This is a genomic window from Sporosarcina oncorhynchi (genome assembly GCF_033304615.1).
GTDB lineage: Bacteria > Bacillota > Bacilli > Bacillales_A > Planococcaceae > Sporosarcina > Sporosarcina oncorhynchi.
In genome coordinates this window covers 1,808,058-1,825,476 of sequence record NZ_CP129118.1, presented here as the reverse complement: position 1 = coordinate 1,825,476, position 17,419 = coordinate 1,808,058, and the positions used below count along the sequence as shown (strand labels likewise).

Here is a 17,419-nt window from a genome sequence, read left to right as displayed (position 1 = left end):
ACATACAGCGAGGTTAAAGAATGACTACTTATACACCAATGATTCAACAATATTTCAGGATTAAAGCCGAATATGAAGATGCATTCCTGTTCTTCAGACTGGGCGATTTTTATGAAATGTTTTTTAATGATGCAATTGAAGCATCCAATATTTTAGAAATTACATTGACGAGCAGAGATGGTGGAAGTTCAGATAAGATACCGATGTGCGGTGTCCCTTTCCATTCAGCGGAAGGCTATATCGAGACGCTCGTCAAAAAAGGATATAAAGTCGCGATTTGCGAACAGACAGAAGATCCACGGACAGCAAAAGGGATTGTTAGACGCGAAGTCGTTAAAGTGGTCACGCCCGGGACAATCGTAGACGGTAAAACGATTGACGCCAATTCAAATCATTACATAGGAGCTGCAGATCAACTGGAAGAGGGCAAATATGCTCTTGCATATGTAGACTTGGCTACAGGTGAAGGCAAGGTGGAAATCGTCTCAGGAGATGAAAGAACACTCATTAGCGAAATCGAAGCACTTGGTATGAAAGAAATAGTCGTCAGAGAACGTTTGCATATAATGTTGAGTGATAGCATGTCTAAACGGGATATCGTACTTTCCATGGAAAATGGGGAAGCGGAAGAAGGTGAAAATTCACAAAGCAGTTCCATTCCTCAAAACGTATCAGAAGCCTGTAAGACACTTGTCACTTACTTGAAGCGCACGCAGAAATCTTCACTTGAACATCTGCGGCCATTCCAATACATACAAAAGTCTGGGAAATTATCGATAGATGCCAACTCCATGCGAAATCTAGAACTTGTTCAGTCTATTCGTAACGGCAGCAAAGAAGGAACTTTATACTGGCTATTGGATGAAACTGCGACAGCAATGGGCGCAAGGAAATTAAGGAGTTGGATTCATCAGCCTTTGGCGGATAAGACTTTGATCGAGGATAGGTTGTCGCTTGTAGAGGATTTAATACAAGCGTATTTTCTCCGTGATGAACTAATTGGCATGTTAAAAGAGGTATATGACCTTGAGCGGTTATCAGGAAGAATATCTATGGGGAATGCAACTGGCAGGGACCTTGCCCAATTAAGAAATTCATTACGAAAAGTGCCGTTATTAAAGCAGTCATTAATGGATTCAGACCATGAAAGACTGCAGCAATTTTCCGAGCGATTAGATCCTTGTGAAGAAGTTCTTAAAATACTGGAATCCTCCATTGCTGAAAATCCTCCTTTATCCATAAAAGAAGGTGGAATGATTAAGGATGGCTATCATGAACAATTGGATACCTACCGGGACGCATCTAAAAACGGCAAAGAATGGCTCGCAAGCATGGAGAGGGAGGAACGCGAACGGACAGGCATCAAATCGCTGAAAATCGGATATAACAGGATTTTTGGCTACTATATTGAAATTACCAAGTCCAATATCCATCTCGCTGACTTGCAGCGCTATGAGCGGAAACAGACACTTGCAAATGCCGAGCGTTATATTACTGCTGAATTGAAAGAAACGGAAGAATTAATTTTAAATGCAGAATCTGAAGGGACAGAACTGGAATACACATTGTTCTGTACTGTTCGAGACACGATGAAAGAACATATCAGCAGAGTACAACAACTTGCAGGCATCCTATCTGAGTTAGATGTACTTCTTGCGTTTTCAACGGTTTCCGAAAGATACAGGTTCGTCAAACCTGAATTTCATGAAGGACGCTCACTAGACATAAAAAACGGACGCCATCCCGTTGTTGAAAAAATGATGGATGTCTCGCTCTATGTACCAAACAGTTGCACATTGGCTGAAGATGCGAATATGCTGCTTATTACTGGTCCCAATATGTCCGGGAAAAGTACATTCATGCGGCAAGTTGCATTGACCGTCATTATGGCGCAAATGGGCTGTTATGTACCATGTGAATATGCCAAGCTTCCTGTGACAGATCAGATATTTACTAGAATAGGAGCAGCGGATGATCTCGCTTCAGGGCAAAGTACATTCATGATGGAAATGATGGAATCCAGGTATGCAATTGGCAACGCGACTGCAAACAGTCTGTTGCTATTTGATGAGATTGGGCGAGGAACCTCCACATATGATGGTATGTCTCTTGCACAGGCGATGATGGAGTTCATCCATGATGAAATCGGTGCAAATACACTATTTTCGACACATTATCATGAGTTAACAAAGCTGGATACAGACCTTGACCGGTTGATGAATGTCCATGTAGCCGCAATGGAGCAAGAGGGAAGGGTTGTCTTTTTGCATAAAGTGATGGCAGGTGCAGCGGATAAAAGTTACGGAATTCATGTTGCACAACTTGCCGGATTGCCGGATTCTATAGTAGTACGTGCGAAGAGTCTATTGGAAACGTTTGAGAGTGTGGACCAAACACCTGCAAACCAACCAGCTGCTGAACAGATGTCGTTCTTCGATTTACAGGAAGATTCCCAATCGATCGATGCCACTTCAGTACAGGTTGTTAGTGAAATCGAGCAGACAGACTTGCTGAATATGACTCCGATGCAAGCAATGCAAAAAATTCTTGATTGGAAAGAAAAGTTAAAAACTAGTATATAATGAAAGTGAATTCACTTATCAATGGGGAGGGATCCATTTGGATATCATTTCAGTAATGGATGATACATTATCCAACAAGATAGCTGCAGGAGAAGTTGTGGAACGTCCCGCCTCGATTGTAAAGGAACTAGTTGAAAACGCAATTGATGCGGAAAGCACGATAATTGAAATTGCACTTGAAGAAGCAGGTCTTACCTCTATTCGAGTTACAGATAATGGGAAAGGTATGTCAAGAAATGACGCGACGCTTGCGTTTGAACGGCATGCCACTAGTAAAATTTCCAACGAGCATGACTTGTTCCGGATCAGGACACTCGGTTTTAGGGGAGAAGCGCTTGCAAGTATCGCGTCCGTTTCCAAAGTAAGGCTTTGGACGTCAGATGGTGAAACTGAAGGGACAGAAGTGCATATTGACGGGGGGGCAGTTATCAAAGAATCGAATGCTGCTTTTCGAAAAGGGACTGATATTTCTGTCAACCAATTATTTTATAATACACCCGCCCGACTAAAATACATGAAGTCAATGCAGACTGAGCTGGGTCATACAATCGATCTGGTGAACAGGTTGGCGCTTTCCCATCCAACTATCGCTTTCAAATTATCCCACTATGGTCAAACGATTTTGCAGACATCAGGCAATGGCGATCAGCAACGGGTACTAAATGATATATACGGTGTTGCGGTAGCAAAAAAGATGGTGCCTTTTAGCGGTGAGAACGCGGACTTCAAAGTAGATGGATTTGTCACACTACCGGAGATGACGCGAGCATCGAAAAACTATATGACTCTTGTTGTGAATGGTAGATGGGTGAAAAGTTATACTGCAAATCAAGCGGTGTTAGATGGGTTGCACACGTACTTACCGATTGGGCGTTATCCTATCTCTATCGTAAATGTGGAAACTGATCCGTTTTTGACCGATGTCAATGTGCATCCGGCAAAACAGCATATTCGAATGAGTAAGGAAAGTGAACTTTTCACACTTTTGAGATCAGCTGTTCATGAAGCGATTAAGCGCGCCATTATTATCCCGGATGCTATAAAGCACAAACCTGTTAAACCGACGCCTTCTGAACAAGTGACGATATGGAATGAAGTGCATCCGATTAGGGAAAGAGAAGTAGAAGAAAGAAAAGAATATCCACAAGAACGACCGATTTCAGAACAAACCACATCAGGAGAACCCGACACTCTTCCTGAAAAAGAAATGATTGTCTATCCATCGTCGTTTCAAGAAAATAATGAATTACGTCGTCCGGAAAAGATTTTCGAAGAGGTGGATAGGCCTAATGAAAGTGATGCGCCAGTAAAAGAGAAACGGTTTCCTTCACTAGTGCCAGTCGGTCAAGTGCATGGGACTTACATTGTTGCGCAAAACGAGGATGGCTTTTATATGATCGATCAGCATGCAGCACAAGAACGGATAAAATATGAGTTTTTTAGAGATAAGCTGAGTAATGTTGATCAGGGCGAAAGACAAATGCTGTTGATGCCGCTAATCTTCCATTACTCGGGAAATGACATGGTAAAAATACAGGAAAATGTAGAGGCGCTTAACGAAGTCGGTGTTTTTCTAGAAGAATTCGGTCCTTCTTCTTATACAGTGAAAGAATATCCTGCCTGGTTTCCTGCTGGGGAAGCAACATCATTAATCGAAGGGTTGATTGAACAAGTACTAGAATTCAGGAAGACTGATATCGGTAAGCTACGTGAAGAATCAGCGATTATGATGAGTTGTAAACGGTCAATAAAGGCAAACCATTATTTGACAATTTCAGATATGGAGAAATTACTCGAGGATCTATCATTAGCTGAAAATCCGTATACATGTCCGCATGGCAGGCCGGTTCTTATCCATTTTTCAACCTATGAAATCGAAAAAATGTTTAAACGAGTGATGTAAACAAATCGACAATTCATTAATGCGTAGAGGGAGGTAATAGATATGGGGAAATTCATTCTGGCCATCGATCAGGGAACTACAAGCACTCGCGCAATTCTATTCGATAGACAAGGAAAGATTGTCCATTCCGCACAGCGGGAGTTTAAACAGTTTTTCCCGCAACCGGGTTGGGTAGAGCATAATCCGAACGAAATCTGGGGTTCTGTTCTATCAGTTATTGCATCAGTTTTGACAGAAAGCGGTCTTCAACCACAAGAAATCGATTCAATCGGTATAACGAATCAACGGGAGACAACCGTTGTCTGGGACAAAAATACAGGACAGCCAATTTATAACGCCATTGTCTGGCAGTCAAGGCAGACACAGGAAATCGTCGAAGCTTTGCGTAAGAATGAAAAAGAAGAATTAATCCGCAAGAAAACAGGCTTGCAGTTGGACCCTTATTTTTCTGGTTCCAAAGTGAAATGGATACTCGATCATGTAGAAGGCGCTAGAGAACGGGCTTCCAAAGGAGAATTGCTATTTGGAACAATCGATTCATACCTCATCTGGAAACTGTCTGACGGTGCGGTCCATGTAACGGATTATTCTAATGCATCCAGAACGATGCTTTTCAATATTCATGAGCTAAAATGGGACGAGGAATTGTGTGACCTACTTGAAATTCCAATGGAAATGTTGCCAGAAGTCCGAATGTCATCGGAAATTTATGCAACTACTGATGCATCAGTCTTTTTCGGCACCGAAATTCCTATTGCCGGCGCTGCGGGGGATCAGCAGTGTGCGCTATTCGGACAGGCTTGCTTCCATGAAGGCATGGCGAAGAATACGTATGGAACCGGTTGTTTCATGTTGCTTAATACAGGTGATAAGCCTGTTCAGTCTGATAATGGATTGCTAACGACAATCGCCTGGGGGCTAGATGGAAAGGTGACATATGCGCTTGAAGGAAGCGTATTTGTCGCAGGTTCTGCAATCCAGTGGCTGCGAGACGGAATGCGGATGATCCAGAAAGCCGAGGATTCCGAACGGTATGCACAGAAAGTTGCTTCAACCGATGGTGTATATGTAGTTCCTGCGTTTGTGGGGCTTGGTACTCCCTATTGGGATTCTGATGTGAGAGGTGCAGTCTTCGGTCTCACACGAGGTACCGAAAAAGAACACTTCATCCGGGCGACAGTTGAAGCTTTGGCGTACCAGACAAAAGATGTCCTGCTAACTATGGAAAAGGATTCCAAAATGGACATCGATCTGTTGCGAGTAGATGGTGGTGCCGTTTCAAATGCCTTTTTGATGCAGTTTCAAAGTGATCTGCTTCAAATTGAAGTAGAACAATCCGCTTATTTGGAAACAACCGCACTCGGTGCTGCTTACCTAGCAGGCTTAGCGACAGGCTTTTTCGAATCATGTGAGCATGTCGAATCGTTATGGGCAAAAGAAAAAACCTATTCTCCAAAAATGGCTATTGAGAAGCGTGACGACCTATATAATGGGTGGAAAAAAGCTGTAGCAGCTGCACGCTTATTTAAATGATGAAAATAAAGGAGGAAATGGCATGTTATCATCGATCACTAGACCAAAAGTGAAACAGTTCATGGGCGAGTACCAATTTGACCTGCTTGTTATTGGTGGGGGCATTACGGGAGCGGGAATTGCATTAGATGCCGTTACTCGAGGATTGTCTGTTGCATTAGTCGATATGCAAGATTTTGCTGCAGGTACATCTAGCAGATCAACAAAACTTGTACATGGCGGTTTACGCTATTTAAAACAGATGGAACTGAAAATTGTTTCTGAAACAGGTAAAGAACGGGATATCGTTTACCGAAACGCTTTGCATGTAACGGAACCAGAACGAATGTTATTACCTTTTCACAAAGGAGGAACATTCGGTAAGCTAACTACTTCTGCTGGGTTGTTTGTCTATGACAAACTGGCGGGCGTTAAAAAAGACGAACGCCGTGAAATGCTAACTGCAGATGAAACACTTGAAATGGAACCTTTACTAAAAGAAGAAGGTTTAATGGGCGGTGGGCATTATGTCGAGTACCGTACAGATGATGCCAGACTGACGATAGAAGTCTTAAAAAAAGCATCCCAAAAAGGTGCGCTCTGCATGAATTATATGAAAGTGGAAAAATTCATTTATAGTGACAAAAAAGTAAGAGGAGCTATCATACGGGATATGCTTAACGGTGGACAATTAGAAGTGAATGCTTCAGTCATTGTTAATGCAACAGGTCCTTGGGTAGATGAGATGAGAGGTAAAGATCAGATTTCAAACGATAAACGCTTGAAACTGACTAAAGGTATTCATATTGTAATCGATCAAGCTGTGTTTCCGCTACGCCAAGCGGTCTATTTCGATACGGCCGATGATAGAATGATTTTTGCTATTCCACGAGGCAATAAAGCGTATATCGGTACGACCGATACATTTTTCGACGGGGATCCGTCCAATCCTATCGCGAACGAAGAGGATATTACCTATCTTCTAGAATCCATCCATTACATGTTTCCGACGATAAAAGTTGAACGTAAAGATGTTGAATCAACGTGGGCTGGTGTTCGCCCACTTATATACGAGGAAGGAAAAGACGCTTCTGAAATATCACGCAAAGATGAAATTTGGCAAGCGGATACAGGTCTAATAACAATCGCGGGAGGCAAATTGACCGGATATCGTAAAATGGCCGAGACTGTAATTGATCAAGTCGTCAAAAAGTTTCCAACGACATCATTCGGTCCGTGTGTCACAGAGTTCCTTCCATTATCGGGTGGAGAATTCGACAATGAGGATCATTTTGAGACATTTTTAGAGAGTAAAGCAAATGAATCACTTTTATACGGACTGACGAAAGAGGAAGGCAGACAACTAGCTTCATTATATGGAACGAATGTCGATACGATTTTAAACTATGTAAATGCCGTATCAACTGAAAAGTCTCTATTGCCAACTTTATGGAAAGCTGAAGTTCTATATGCTGTTCATCATGAAATGGCGATGACGCCGTCCGATTTCTTTATTAGAAGAAAAGGTGATTTATACTTCAACATTGGCTTCGTTAAACATTATAAAGAAGAAGTAACATCCTATATGGCTGCCTTATTATCTTATGATGCTGAAACGAGCGAGGCGCATCTAAAGCAATTGGAACAACATATTAAAGAAGCCGAATGTAAAGGCGGTGCTTAAGTTTGGATGAAAAAAAACTGGAAATGTCCGATAATTTTTATATCCATACCGTTTCAGCAGCTCCAAATGGAAAACCGAAAGGACATATACATTTACTTCACGGGATGGCCGAGCATATTGATAGGTATGAAGAGTTTATCGAGTTTTTAGTAAAGGAAGGTTTTTCGGTATCGGGACATGATCATAGGGGGCATGGTAAAACTGCCCAATTGAATGGTAAGCTCGGAACGTTTGGAGATTCCATTGGTTTTGACAGAATCGTGGAAGATGCTCAAGAGGTCATTCATTTTTACAAAGAGATTTTCAAAGCGCCACGATTTATATTGATTGGTCATAGCATGGGTTCATTTATCGCCAGAAGGTACGCCCAACTCTTTGGGGACGAACTAGATGATCTTGTCTGTCTCGGCACTGCGGGAAATCCTGGCGCAAGCGGTGTGGCAGGAGCGGCAATCGCAACGTTGAAGGGTCGTATGACTTCATTTGAAGAACCAGATCATCTCATCAATAAATTGGTGTTCGGCAGCTTCAATAAATCGATTCTAAATCCACAAACACCGTTTGACTGGTTAGCGACAGATAAAGAAACTGTTAAAAACTATATAGAAGATCCGTATTGTGGTTTTGTTCCCACGACTAGCTTTTTCATCGCTCTCTTTGAAGGATTGAAGAATATCCATGATTCATCAAATATGAATTATGTTCCTAAAAACCTTCCAGTATTATTTTTATCAGGCTCAGATGATCCTGTAGGCAATAAAAGTAAAGGGGTTTGGCAAGTTGCGAATCAATTTGTCAGCAATGGCATCAAAGACGTCACAGTCATGATTTACGAAGGTGGCCGTCATGAAATGCTACAGGAAACGAATCGAAGAGACGTTTTTGAAACCATCATGAATTGGATCAGCAAACGATGAGCGCATTGACAGATGTAATTGCCATCGTAGGACCTACTGCTTCAGGTAAAACAGCCTTAAGTATAGAACTGGCTAAAACCATTGATGGAGAGATCATCAATGGTGATGCGATGCAAGTATACAGGGGTCTTGATATAGGAACTGCTAAGATTACTGAAGAAGAAAAACGAGGAATACCACATCATTTATTTGATTGTAAAGATCCCGCTGATTCTTTTTCTGTCGCAGAATATCAATCTGTTGTAAGACAAGCAATTGAGGATATTTCACGGAGAGGTAAACAGCCAATCATTGTCGGTGGAACAGGATTATATATTCAGTCCGTGCTGTTTGATTTCAGGTTTACAGAAGAAGCTGCGGATGCAACTGTTAGAGCACGACTGGAACGAGAACTTCAAGTGGATGGTGGTGTAGAACGTCTCTACAGTAGACTACAAGCGCTGGATCCGAAAAGTGCAGACAAGATCCATATAAACAATCACCGCCGATTGGTACGTGCATTAGAAATCATGGAAGTGACGGGCACAACAAAAAATAATCTTGAACAGGACCAAGGGCAGGAACCGATGTACAACCATTTGATAGTCGGTCTGGAAGTGGAACGTGAACTGCTGTATGAACGAATCAGTGAACGTGTGGACAAGATGATGGACGCTGGATTGCTAGAAGAAGCACGAGCGCTTTGGGATAAAGGCATTCGAAATGTCCAGTCGGTGCAAGCAATCGGTTATAAGGAGCTTTTTCTCTACTTTAATAATGCACTCACATTGGAAGATGCTGTCGAATTGATAAAAAAGAATACTCGAAATTATGCTAAACGTCAAATGACGTATTTTAGAAACAAAATGGGGATTTCATGGTTCGACGCTATGATAGAGAAAGAAAAAGTTGTTGAAGGAATTTTGACAATAATGAAGGATTTCACTCATATCGAATCGAATAAGTAAGTAAGCAATAGAAATATAGAAGCTACTGGAGGCTGGGGTGTATGGCACAAGTGAATATGCAAGAAACATTTTTGAATGCTTTAAGGAAGAACAATACGTTTGTTACGGTTTTTTTGTTGAACGGTTTTCAATTGAAAGGTCTTATCAAATCTTATGATAATTATACCGTTCTCCTTGAATCGGATGGCAAACAGCAGTTAATTTATAAGCATGCCATTTCAACATATGTTCCAAGCAAACCTGTTCAATTAAAAGACCAGGAATAAGAAAGACCCTCGAAGTTCTTTCATAAAAAGATGACCAGCAGAAATGTGCGAACACACATCTGTTGGTCATCTTTTTTTACGTGATAGAATTCCTTATCGACCTTGAGGCAGACGCCACTGCAAACTGTATGAGAGGATGCGCATTGTTGTAGTAACAATTAAAAGGACGTATAAAGCCCAATCGAATTTATAAAGCCCGAGACCTACGATTAGACCCGCAGTCCCAGCCCATACTGCATAAATGTCTTTCTTGAAGATGAGTGGTCTCCTGCCTGCCAGCAGATCCCGAATCACACCTCCACCAGCACCAGTTAAAACGGCTGCGACCATAACAGCGAATAGAGATAAGTTCATATTGACAGCAAGCATGGCACCTTGAATTGCAAAGGCGGCTAAACCGATAGCATCAAAATAAGTTCCCCAACGGTTCCAGTGAGTCAGTACATTTTTTGAAAAAAAGAAGATTAAACTGATGGAAATGGTTGCCACGATAAAAAGGAAATTCTGGTCCCATAATACAGATACAGGAATTCCGATGAGCACATTTCTGACCGCTCCACCCCCGAAGGCCGTTACCATTCCTAATATATAAACGCCAAAAATATCGTACTTTTCCTCAATGGCAATTAGGGCACCAGAAATCGCAAAAGCGACTGTGCCGATAAAACTGAATACTTCCCATGCCATATCATTCACTCCTTTGAGCTTCAAACCTCTAATAGTATATAGCAAAAGTTCAGATATGACTAATCAGTAATCGTTCTTCATTGACCTATTTCCCTGGACTGATAAAATAATGAAGTGACTATTCGCAGGAAAGAGGATATGAAAATGATGATTCAAGAGTTTACAGAAGAAATTGAGAGACGAGCAGAAACAATCGAAGAGAAACTTGGCAGTCATTTCCGTTTGATTGAGAAAACAGCTTTTTACAATCAGCGTAAAGTATTGGCTGCTTTCCGTAAAAATATGGTAAGTGATTTTCATCTAACAGGGTCGACTGGCTATGGTTACGATGATAGCGGAAGAGATGTCCTGGAACAAGTATATGCAGATGTGTTCGGAGCCGAGGATTGCCTCGTGCGCAACCAAATCATATCGGGCACGCACGCCATTTCCATAAGTCTGTTTGGAATCTTGCGTCCAGGAGATGAACTGCTTTACATAACAGGCAAGCCCTATGACACATTGGAGTCGATTGTATCTGGAAAAGGGGAAGACACAGGCTCACTAACTGATTATGGCATCAGCTATCAACATGTAGATTTGCTCAAAGATGGAAAAGTAGATGTAGTGAGTGTAAAGGAGTCAATCAGCGAGAAGACGAAAATGATTGGGATCCAACGCTCGAAAGGCTATTCTGATCGCCCTTCTTTCACGATTGAAGAAATTGGTGAAATGATTCGATTTGTAAAAGGAGTTCGTCCAGACATTATCGTCTTCGTTGATAACTGTTACGGAGAGTTTGTTGAGATGAAGGAACCGACAGAAGTGGGGGCCGATTTGATGGCTGGTTCACTTATTAAGAATCCCGGTGGTGGATTGGCAAGAACCGGTGGCTATATTGCTGGTAGAGCTGATCTTGTAAAACGCTGCGCTTACCGCATGACTTCACCTGGTATAGGAGCGGAAGCGGGCGCATCACTTGATACTTTGCTGGAAATGTATCAGGGATTCTTCCTGGCGCCGCACGTTGTCAGCCAAGCCGTAAAAGGAGCCGTCTTCACAGCTGGATTCCTGGAAAGTTACGGCTTTGACACGACGCCACATTATTCAGTTAGACGAACAGATCTGATTCAATCTGTGAATTTCGGGAATGCTGATCAGATGATCGCTTTTTGTAAGATGATCCAGGACAATTCCCCAATCAATGCGCATTATGCGCCTGAACCTTCTTATATGCCAGGTTATACGGATGACGTTATTATGGCAGCGGGAACTTTCATTCAAGGCTCCAGCATCGAGTTAACTGCGGACGGACCGATTCGACCACCATATACCGCTTATATTCAAGGCGGCTTGACTTACGAGCATGTCAAGGCTGCCGTCATGTCTTCTATGCAAAAACTACTTAGTGAAAAAATGTTATGAGAACCAAAAAACTCCCTGCCAGTTTCGAGGCCACTGAAAAAGTACAATACTGTTGAATTGGGCTTCAGTCGGACGCGTTCCGCGGGGCGGGCGGTGAGCCTCCTCATTCGCGGCGCTTCGCTCTGCTTCCTGCGGGGTCTCACCTGTCCCGCTTATCCCGCAGGAGTCGCCGACTTACGCTCCAATCAACGGAGACTACCAGGAATCCAAAGTTGTTTTTGAATAAGTTAGCTTAACGAAGTCCACTACCAGTAAAAATAGGTAGTGGACTTCGTTTTATTTAGGGTGAAATTCCCATATTACATTGAGGTGGTATCCCGATACTTTCAACCTAAGAAACATAAAAGAGTCAATTCGTTCAAAAACGAACGAATTGACTCATTTTTGATTTTCAAGACCACTATAAATTAAAAACCGTAAGTTTTTCAGTGGCCTCGATTACGCTAGGGAGTTTTTCATTTTAATGAATCTGTCTGTAGACGCCTACAACTTTTCCAAGAATAGAAACATTATTGACGATGATTGGTTCCATCGACTCGTTTTCAGGTTGAAGACGGAAGTAATCTTTCTCTTTAAAGAATCGTTTCACAGTTGCTTCATCTTCATCCGTCATCGCGACAACAATTTCACCGTTGTCAGCTGAATGCTGTTGTTTGACAATGACGTAGTCACCATTCAAAATTCCAGCTTCTATCATACTATCGCCGACAATTTCCAGCATGAACAGATTGTCATCTGATGTGCCATATGTGTCAGGAAGCGGGAAGTACTCTTCGATATTCTCGATTGCGGTGATTGGTAGCCCTGCCGTTACTTTACCAACTAAGGGAACATGAACAACTCCAGCTTTCATCGAGTCCAGGCCATCTGGATCCAATATTTCAATCGCCCTCGGTTTAGTAGGGTCACGTCTAATATACCCTTTGCTTTCAAGTCTTGCTAAGTGGCCGTGTACAGTGGAACTTGAAGCAAGTCCGACTGCTTCACCAATCTCACGTACGGAAGGCGGGTACCCTTTCAGTTTTACTTCCTCTTTGATGAACGTTAGAATATCTTGCTGTCGTTTAGAAATTTTCTTCATTTTTCCACCCCTTCAATTAATCACTTGATAGTCCGGAAATGTCCGAATAGTACTCTAGAAAAAGATTATTCCTTTGAAAATAGTATAACAGGTGTTCGGGCTCTTAGCAAACAAAGGTTCGAATAAATTGTTGACTTCTGAAAGAACGCGTCCTATAATGGGAACAAGCATTCCGAACAAACATTCTTGGAGGGGTTATCAATGACTTTCATTCAAAAATACAGTTATATTCTGATGATTTTCGTAGTAAGTGCTACATTTTCGGTAGCAGGTGTTATGAAAGAGAAAACGAGCGATGCAACTGTCGAGATTCAGATTGTTGAAGGAGATACATTATGGGAATTGGCACAAAACTTTTCTGAAGATGGAAAACCTGACAAATGGATCAGGGAAGTACTGAAAATGAACGATATGGAATCGACAGATATAAAGAGCGGCGCAACATTAAAAATGCCCGCAACTGCACCAGCTCTTAGTAAACTGACAGAAATCGCAGGAGAAGACTGATGGCGAGTCCAGACAACAGTAGTTGTGTGCTATATTGCCGAGTAAGCACAGAAAAAGATACCCAAGAAGCTTCTTTAGCGAGACAGGAAGAAGAACTGACGAAACTGGCAGGGGAACTAGGTTTGGTAATCCGGCAGACATTCAAAGAAAAACATAGCGGTTATGATATGGAACGTGACGGTTTGCTCGATTTGCTGGATTATATACGTCAGGAACAAGTTGGCACAGTGCTCGTTCAGGATGAGACAAGACTTGGAAGAGGAAACGCCAGAGTCGCTATTCTTCATCTGTTGGCAAAAACAGATACTACTATAATTACAAATCATGATAGTGGACCAATGAAGTTAAATGAAATGGATTCGATGTTGTTGGAAATACTCGCGATTGTCGAAGAATATCAACGCAAACTCCACAATGCCAAAATTCGACGCGGTATGAAGAGGGCTGTCAGAGAAGGGTATAGACCTGAGCATAACCTGCGTAATAAAGGAAATATTGAAGGTAGAGAGAGGATTGAAGTTCCTCTCAATGAAATCATTTCATTGCGTCAAAAAGGACTAACTTATGAAGAAATTGCAGGTGTGTTACAGGGTCTGGGCCACTCGATAAGCAAAGCTACGGTCCATAGGCGGTTCAAAGAATATGAAATGGAGCAGGAAGGCTGACAATTCAGCTTCCTGCTTTATTTAATTTGCATTGAATTTCCTGCGGTCCGGGTGTATTCGCTACTATAATTGGTAAGTTAAATGGTAAACTGACGTATAGGTGTATTTTGCGAAGGAATTTCGCATGCCACACCGCTTAAGAAGAAATTACCAATCAACAAGGATATCAGGATGGAGGAATAGTATGTTATCACCAGATAAACTAAATCGCATTAATGAACTTGCAAATAAGTCGAAAACAATCGGCTTGTCGACAGAAGAAGCAAAAGAGCAGACAAAACTTCGGAAAGAATACTTGGAAACATTTCGTTCATCTATGAGAGATACGATTGAAAACGTTAAAGTGCTGGATCCTGAAGGAAATGATGTCACCCCTGAAAAAGTGAAAGATGCACGAAACTCAAAGTACCTGAATTAATCATGTCTATTAAGATCGATTGTAATCTACATTCAAATTGTCTACACTATAGAAGTAAATGGAGCAGAATACAACAAAAAGAGATTGTACGGGAAAGGATGTTCTGAATGACAGAGAATATTGATCAGTTAGCAATTAACACGATTAGAACGTTATCCATCGATGCGATTGAGAAAGCTAATTCCGGTCACCCCGGATTGCCAATGGGGGCTGCGCCGATGGCCTACACGTTATGGACAAAGCACATGCACCACAATCCGACCAATCCTGATTGGTTCAACCGTGACCGTTTTGTCCTTTCTGCTGGACATGGTTCCATGCTTCTCTATAGCTTGTTGCACCTAAGTGGTTATGGATTACCAATGGAAGAAATAAAGAACTTCAGACAATGGGATTCGAAAACACCAGGACATCCTGAATATGGTCATACGGTCGGCGTGGAAGCGACAACAGGTCCATTGGGACAAGGAATCGGAATGGCTGTCGGAATGGCGATGGCAGAGAAACATCTAGCTGCAGTTTACAATCGACCTGGCTTTGACGTTGTCGATCACTTTACGTATGCGCTTTGTGGTGACGGAGATTTGATGGAAGGAGTCGCAGCTGAAGCAATTTCACTTGCAGGACACCTTCAATTAGATAAACTAATCGTTCTTTATGACAGCAACGATATCTCCCTTGATGGAGAATTGGATATGTCATTCACGGAAAACATTAAAAAGCGTTTTGAGTCGTACGGATGGAATTATATCCGGGTAGAAGATGGTAATGAAGTTTCAGACGTCTCCAAAGCAATAGAACAAGCGAAAGCCAATACAGGTGGACCAACAATGATCGAAGTGAAGACAGTTATCGGTTATGGTTCCCCGAACAAGTCAGGTAAAGCAGATGCACACGGAGCTCCTCTAGGTGAAGATGAAATGAAACTAACAAAAGAGTATTATAAGTGGACATTTGAAGAGGACTTCGCTGTACCGGATGGTGTCTATGAAGCATTCAAGGAAGCGACAGATGAACTTGGAGTGCTAAAGGAAAAGCAATGGAATGAGTTGTTCTCAAATTACGAAAAAGAACATACTGAACTTGCTGCGCAGCTGAAGACGGCGATTTCAGGTGATATGCCTGAAGGTTTGAAACTTCACTTCCTAGCTATGATTCAGGTTCATCACACGCAACCCGCTCTGCTTCTGGTGATGCCATTAATGCAATTGCGAAAGTATTGCCATCTTTCTTCGGAGGAAGTGCTGATCTTGCAGGATCTAATAAGACGACGATCAAAGGTGCTGGCGATTTCCTGGCTACAGATTACAGCGGGCGCAACATTTGGTTTGGCGTACGTGAGTTTGCAATGGGTACAGCATTGAATGGCATGGCCCTTCATGGTGGTTTACATGTCTTCGGCGGAACATTCTTTGTGTTCAGTGACTACGTAAGACCAGCTATACGACTATCTTCCCTTATGGGGTTACCTGTAACATATGTGTTCACACATGACAGCGTTGCAGTAGGTGAAGATGGGCCGACACATGAGCCGGTAGAACATTTATCTTCTTTGCGTTCTATGCCAGGTCTGACGGTATTGCGACCAGCAGATGGAAATGAAACATCTGCAGCGTGGAATATCGCTCTTACATCCAAGAGCCGGCCGACAGTTCTCGTGTTGTCACGTCAGAACTTGTCTGTCTTGCCGAAGTCAGGGGACTTGGCGATGGATGGTGTCCGACGAGGCGCTTATACGATTTCAGGTGCAGAGAAAGATATCGCTGATGCAATCATCATCGCAACAGGTTCTGAAGTAAATCTTGCTGTATATGCTCAAGCTGAACTCCGTAAAGACGGAATTGATGCTGCAGTCGTTTCCATGCCTTCATGGGATCTTTTCGAGCAGCAGGACAAGGATTATAAGGAAAGCGTCTTGCCAAAATCCGTCAAAAAACGATTATCGATTGAAATGGGGGCTTCGCTAGGCTGGCATAAATATGTCGGTGACGAAGGGGAAGTGATGGCGATTGATACATTCGGCGCTAGCGCTCCAGGTGAAAAAGTGATTTCAGAATATGGCTTTACAATCGAAAATGTAGTAGACAAAGTTAAAACAATGATTGGTCGATGAGCTGAAGAGCCGCTTTGGAATGAAAAGTCACTCCAAAGCGGCTTCCTTTAATTGATGCAACAATTTGAACTTTACGACAATAATAGTGTATAAATTTCGCGTGATTTGACAAACTTTTTAGTTAACTTAGTTTAAACTATTGTAAAAGGAAGGTGTCGGTCATGAGGACATATGATATTTACAAAGTCAAAAAGCGGTACCAATCATTCATCTTAGGAAGGGAAAACCTTCTTTATGAATTATTAAAAGACTATAGTACAGATGAACCTTTGCAGGAAGTCACCTATCTATGTGATGAAATTGAGGAATCGGCAATTGATCAGGCGATCCTTTACAACCTAGGAAAAAGTTTTACGAAGGTCGAAAGTGATGATGGTGAATATAAACTCTCTCATCCTGTGAAAGGTTCTATCCATATTTCTCTTAGTCCATATTCATTACAAGCGTATTGCGACGGATCAAGAATGTTGGATTTAGACTTATTTGTTGCTTTGTCAGGAGCAGAAGACCGTTTCTTTGCGGTAATGGACGAGCATGGTGAGTGGGGATGGTTAAAACCAATTAAGCATGAGCATCATTTGGTGAATGATCAGAAAATATTCTTTTAAGGTGAAGAACCTCAAACAATCCTAGACAATTTATCTGCCAGACATTGCTATATACTACTCCTTTGTTGTATAATCCATCATGGTAGAGTAAACCTGATTTAGGGAAGTGAAGGAGGTAATAGCAT

General features: G+C 42.1%; 14 protein-coding genes and 1 pseudogene. 13 read left to right on the top strand and 2 right to left on the bottom strand.

What is annotated here, in order from left to right:
* The first annotated feature begins 20 nt into the window (after nucleotides 1-20).
* Genes mutS through hfq form a run of 7 tightly spaced genes read left to right on the top strand, consistent with a single transcriptional unit; the run spans nucleotide 21 to nucleotide 9,811 of the window.
* The gene (gene mutS, locus QWT69_RS08750) at nucleotides 21-2,582 is read left to right on the top strand and encodes a DNA mismatch repair protein MutS (protein ID WP_317964834.1); all 2,562 of its coding nucleotides are present in this window, start codon (nucleotides 21-23) and stop codon (nucleotides 2,580-2,582) included.
* Between the two features lie 37 nt (nucleotides 2,583-2,619).
* A complete protein-coding gene (gene mutL, locus QWT69_RS08745; protein WP_317964832.1) occupies nucleotides 2,620-4,485 on the top strand; it encodes a DNA mismatch repair endonuclease MutL in 1,866 nt (621 codons plus the stop codon).
* A 42-nt stretch (nucleotides 4,486-4,527) separates the two neighbouring features.
* Nucleotides 4,528-6,018, top strand: coding sequence for a glycerol kinase GlpK (gene glpK, locus QWT69_RS08740; RefSeq protein WP_317964830.1), 1,491 nt, complete (start codon nucleotides 4,528-4,530; stop codon nucleotides 6,016-6,018).
* Between the two features lie 22 nt (nucleotides 6,019-6,040).
* Nucleotides 6,041-7,681, top strand: coding sequence for a glycerol-3-phosphate dehydrogenase/oxidase (locus QWT69_RS08735; protein ID WP_317964828.1), 1,641 nt, complete (start codon nucleotides 6,041-6,043; stop codon nucleotides 7,679-7,681).
* 2 nt (nucleotides 7,682-7,683) lie between these two features.
* Entirely contained in the window at nucleotides 7,684-8,598 is a 915-nt protein-coding gene (locus QWT69_RS08730; protein WP_317964826.1) for an alpha/beta fold hydrolase, read from the top strand.
* Nucleotides 8,595-9,545 carry a tRNA (adenosine(37)-N6)-dimethylallyltransferase MiaA gene (miaA, locus tag QWT69_RS08725; protein ID WP_317964824.1) on the top strand — a complete coding sequence of 317 codons (951 nt, stop codon included), beginning with the start codon at nucleotides 8,595-8,597 and terminating at the stop codon, nucleotides 9,543-9,545. Before QWT69_RS08730 ends, miaA begins: the two co-directional genes overlap by 4 nt.
* Nucleotides 9,546-9,586: 41 nt before the next feature.
* Nucleotides 9,587-9,811, top strand: a complete 225-nt coding sequence (gene hfq, locus QWT69_RS08720) for an RNA chaperone Hfq (RefSeq protein WP_317964822.1) — start codon at nucleotides 9,587-9,589, stop codon at nucleotides 9,809-9,811.
* A gap of 93 nt (nucleotides 9,812-9,904) precedes the next feature.
* On the opposite strand, the gene QWT69_RS08715 is transcribed toward hfq, so the two are convergent.
* Nucleotides 9,905-10,498 carry a trimeric intracellular cation channel family protein gene (locus QWT69_RS08715; RefSeq protein ID WP_317964820.1) on the bottom strand — a complete coding sequence of 198 codons (594 nt, stop codon included), beginning with the start codon at nucleotides 10,496-10,498 and terminating at the stop codon, nucleotides 9,905-9,907.
* Nucleotides 10,499-10,642: 144 nt separating this feature from the next.
* On the opposite strand from QWT69_RS08715, the gene QWT69_RS08710 reads away from it, so the two are divergent.
* Complete coding sequence (locus tag QWT69_RS08710) at nucleotides 10,643-11,902, top strand: methionine gamma-lyase family protein (protein ID WP_317964818.1); 1,260 nt, start codon at nucleotides 10,643-10,645, stop codon at nucleotides 11,900-11,902.
* Nucleotides 11,903-12,362: 460 nt separating this feature from the next.
* Here QWT69_RS08710 and lexA read toward each other — a convergent pair whose 3' ends face one another.
* A complete protein-coding gene (lexA, locus tag QWT69_RS08705) occupies nucleotides 12,363-12,983 on the bottom strand; it encodes a transcriptional repressor LexA (protein ID WP_317964816.1) in 621 nt (206 codons plus the stop codon).
* Nucleotides 12,984-13,184: 201 nt separating this feature from the next.
* Here lexA and yneA point away from each other — a divergent pair, with 201 nt between their 5' ends.
* The 5 genes and pseudogenes from yneA to sirA all read left to right on the top strand — a co-directional run bounded on the left by yneA (nucleotide 13,185) and on the right by sirA (nucleotide 17,294).
* Nucleotides 13,185-13,490: a cell division suppressor protein YneA gene (gene yneA, locus QWT69_RS08700; RefSeq protein ID WP_317964814.1), complete on the top strand. Its 306-nt coding sequence runs from the start codon at nucleotides 13,185-13,187 to the stop codon at nucleotides 13,488-13,490.
* Nucleotides 13,490-14,155, top strand: coding sequence for a YneB family resolvase-like protein (locus QWT69_RS08695; protein ID WP_317964812.1), 666 nt, complete (start codon nucleotides 13,490-13,492; stop codon nucleotides 14,153-14,155). The genes yneA and QWT69_RS08695 overlap by 1 nt, the downstream gene beginning before the upstream one ends.
* Nucleotides 14,156-14,339: 184 nt before the next feature.
* The gene (locus QWT69_RS08690; protein WP_317964810.1) at nucleotides 14,340-14,573 is read left to right on the top strand and encodes a DUF896 domain-containing protein; all 234 of its coding nucleotides are present in this window, start codon (nucleotides 14,340-14,342) and stop codon (nucleotides 14,571-14,573) included.
* A gap of 107 nt (nucleotides 14,574-14,680) precedes the next feature.
* A pseudogene (tkt, locus tag QWT69_RS08685) lies at nucleotides 14,681-16,686 on the top strand (transketolase).
* A 161-nt stretch (nucleotides 16,687-16,847) separates the two neighbouring features.
* The gene (gene sirA, locus QWT69_RS08680; RefSeq protein ID WP_317964808.1) at nucleotides 16,848-17,294 is read left to right on the top strand and encodes a sporulation inhibitor of replication protein SirA; all 447 of its coding nucleotides are present in this window, start codon (nucleotides 16,848-16,850) and stop codon (nucleotides 17,292-17,294) included.
* Nucleotides 17,295-17,419 lie beyond the last annotated feature (125 nt).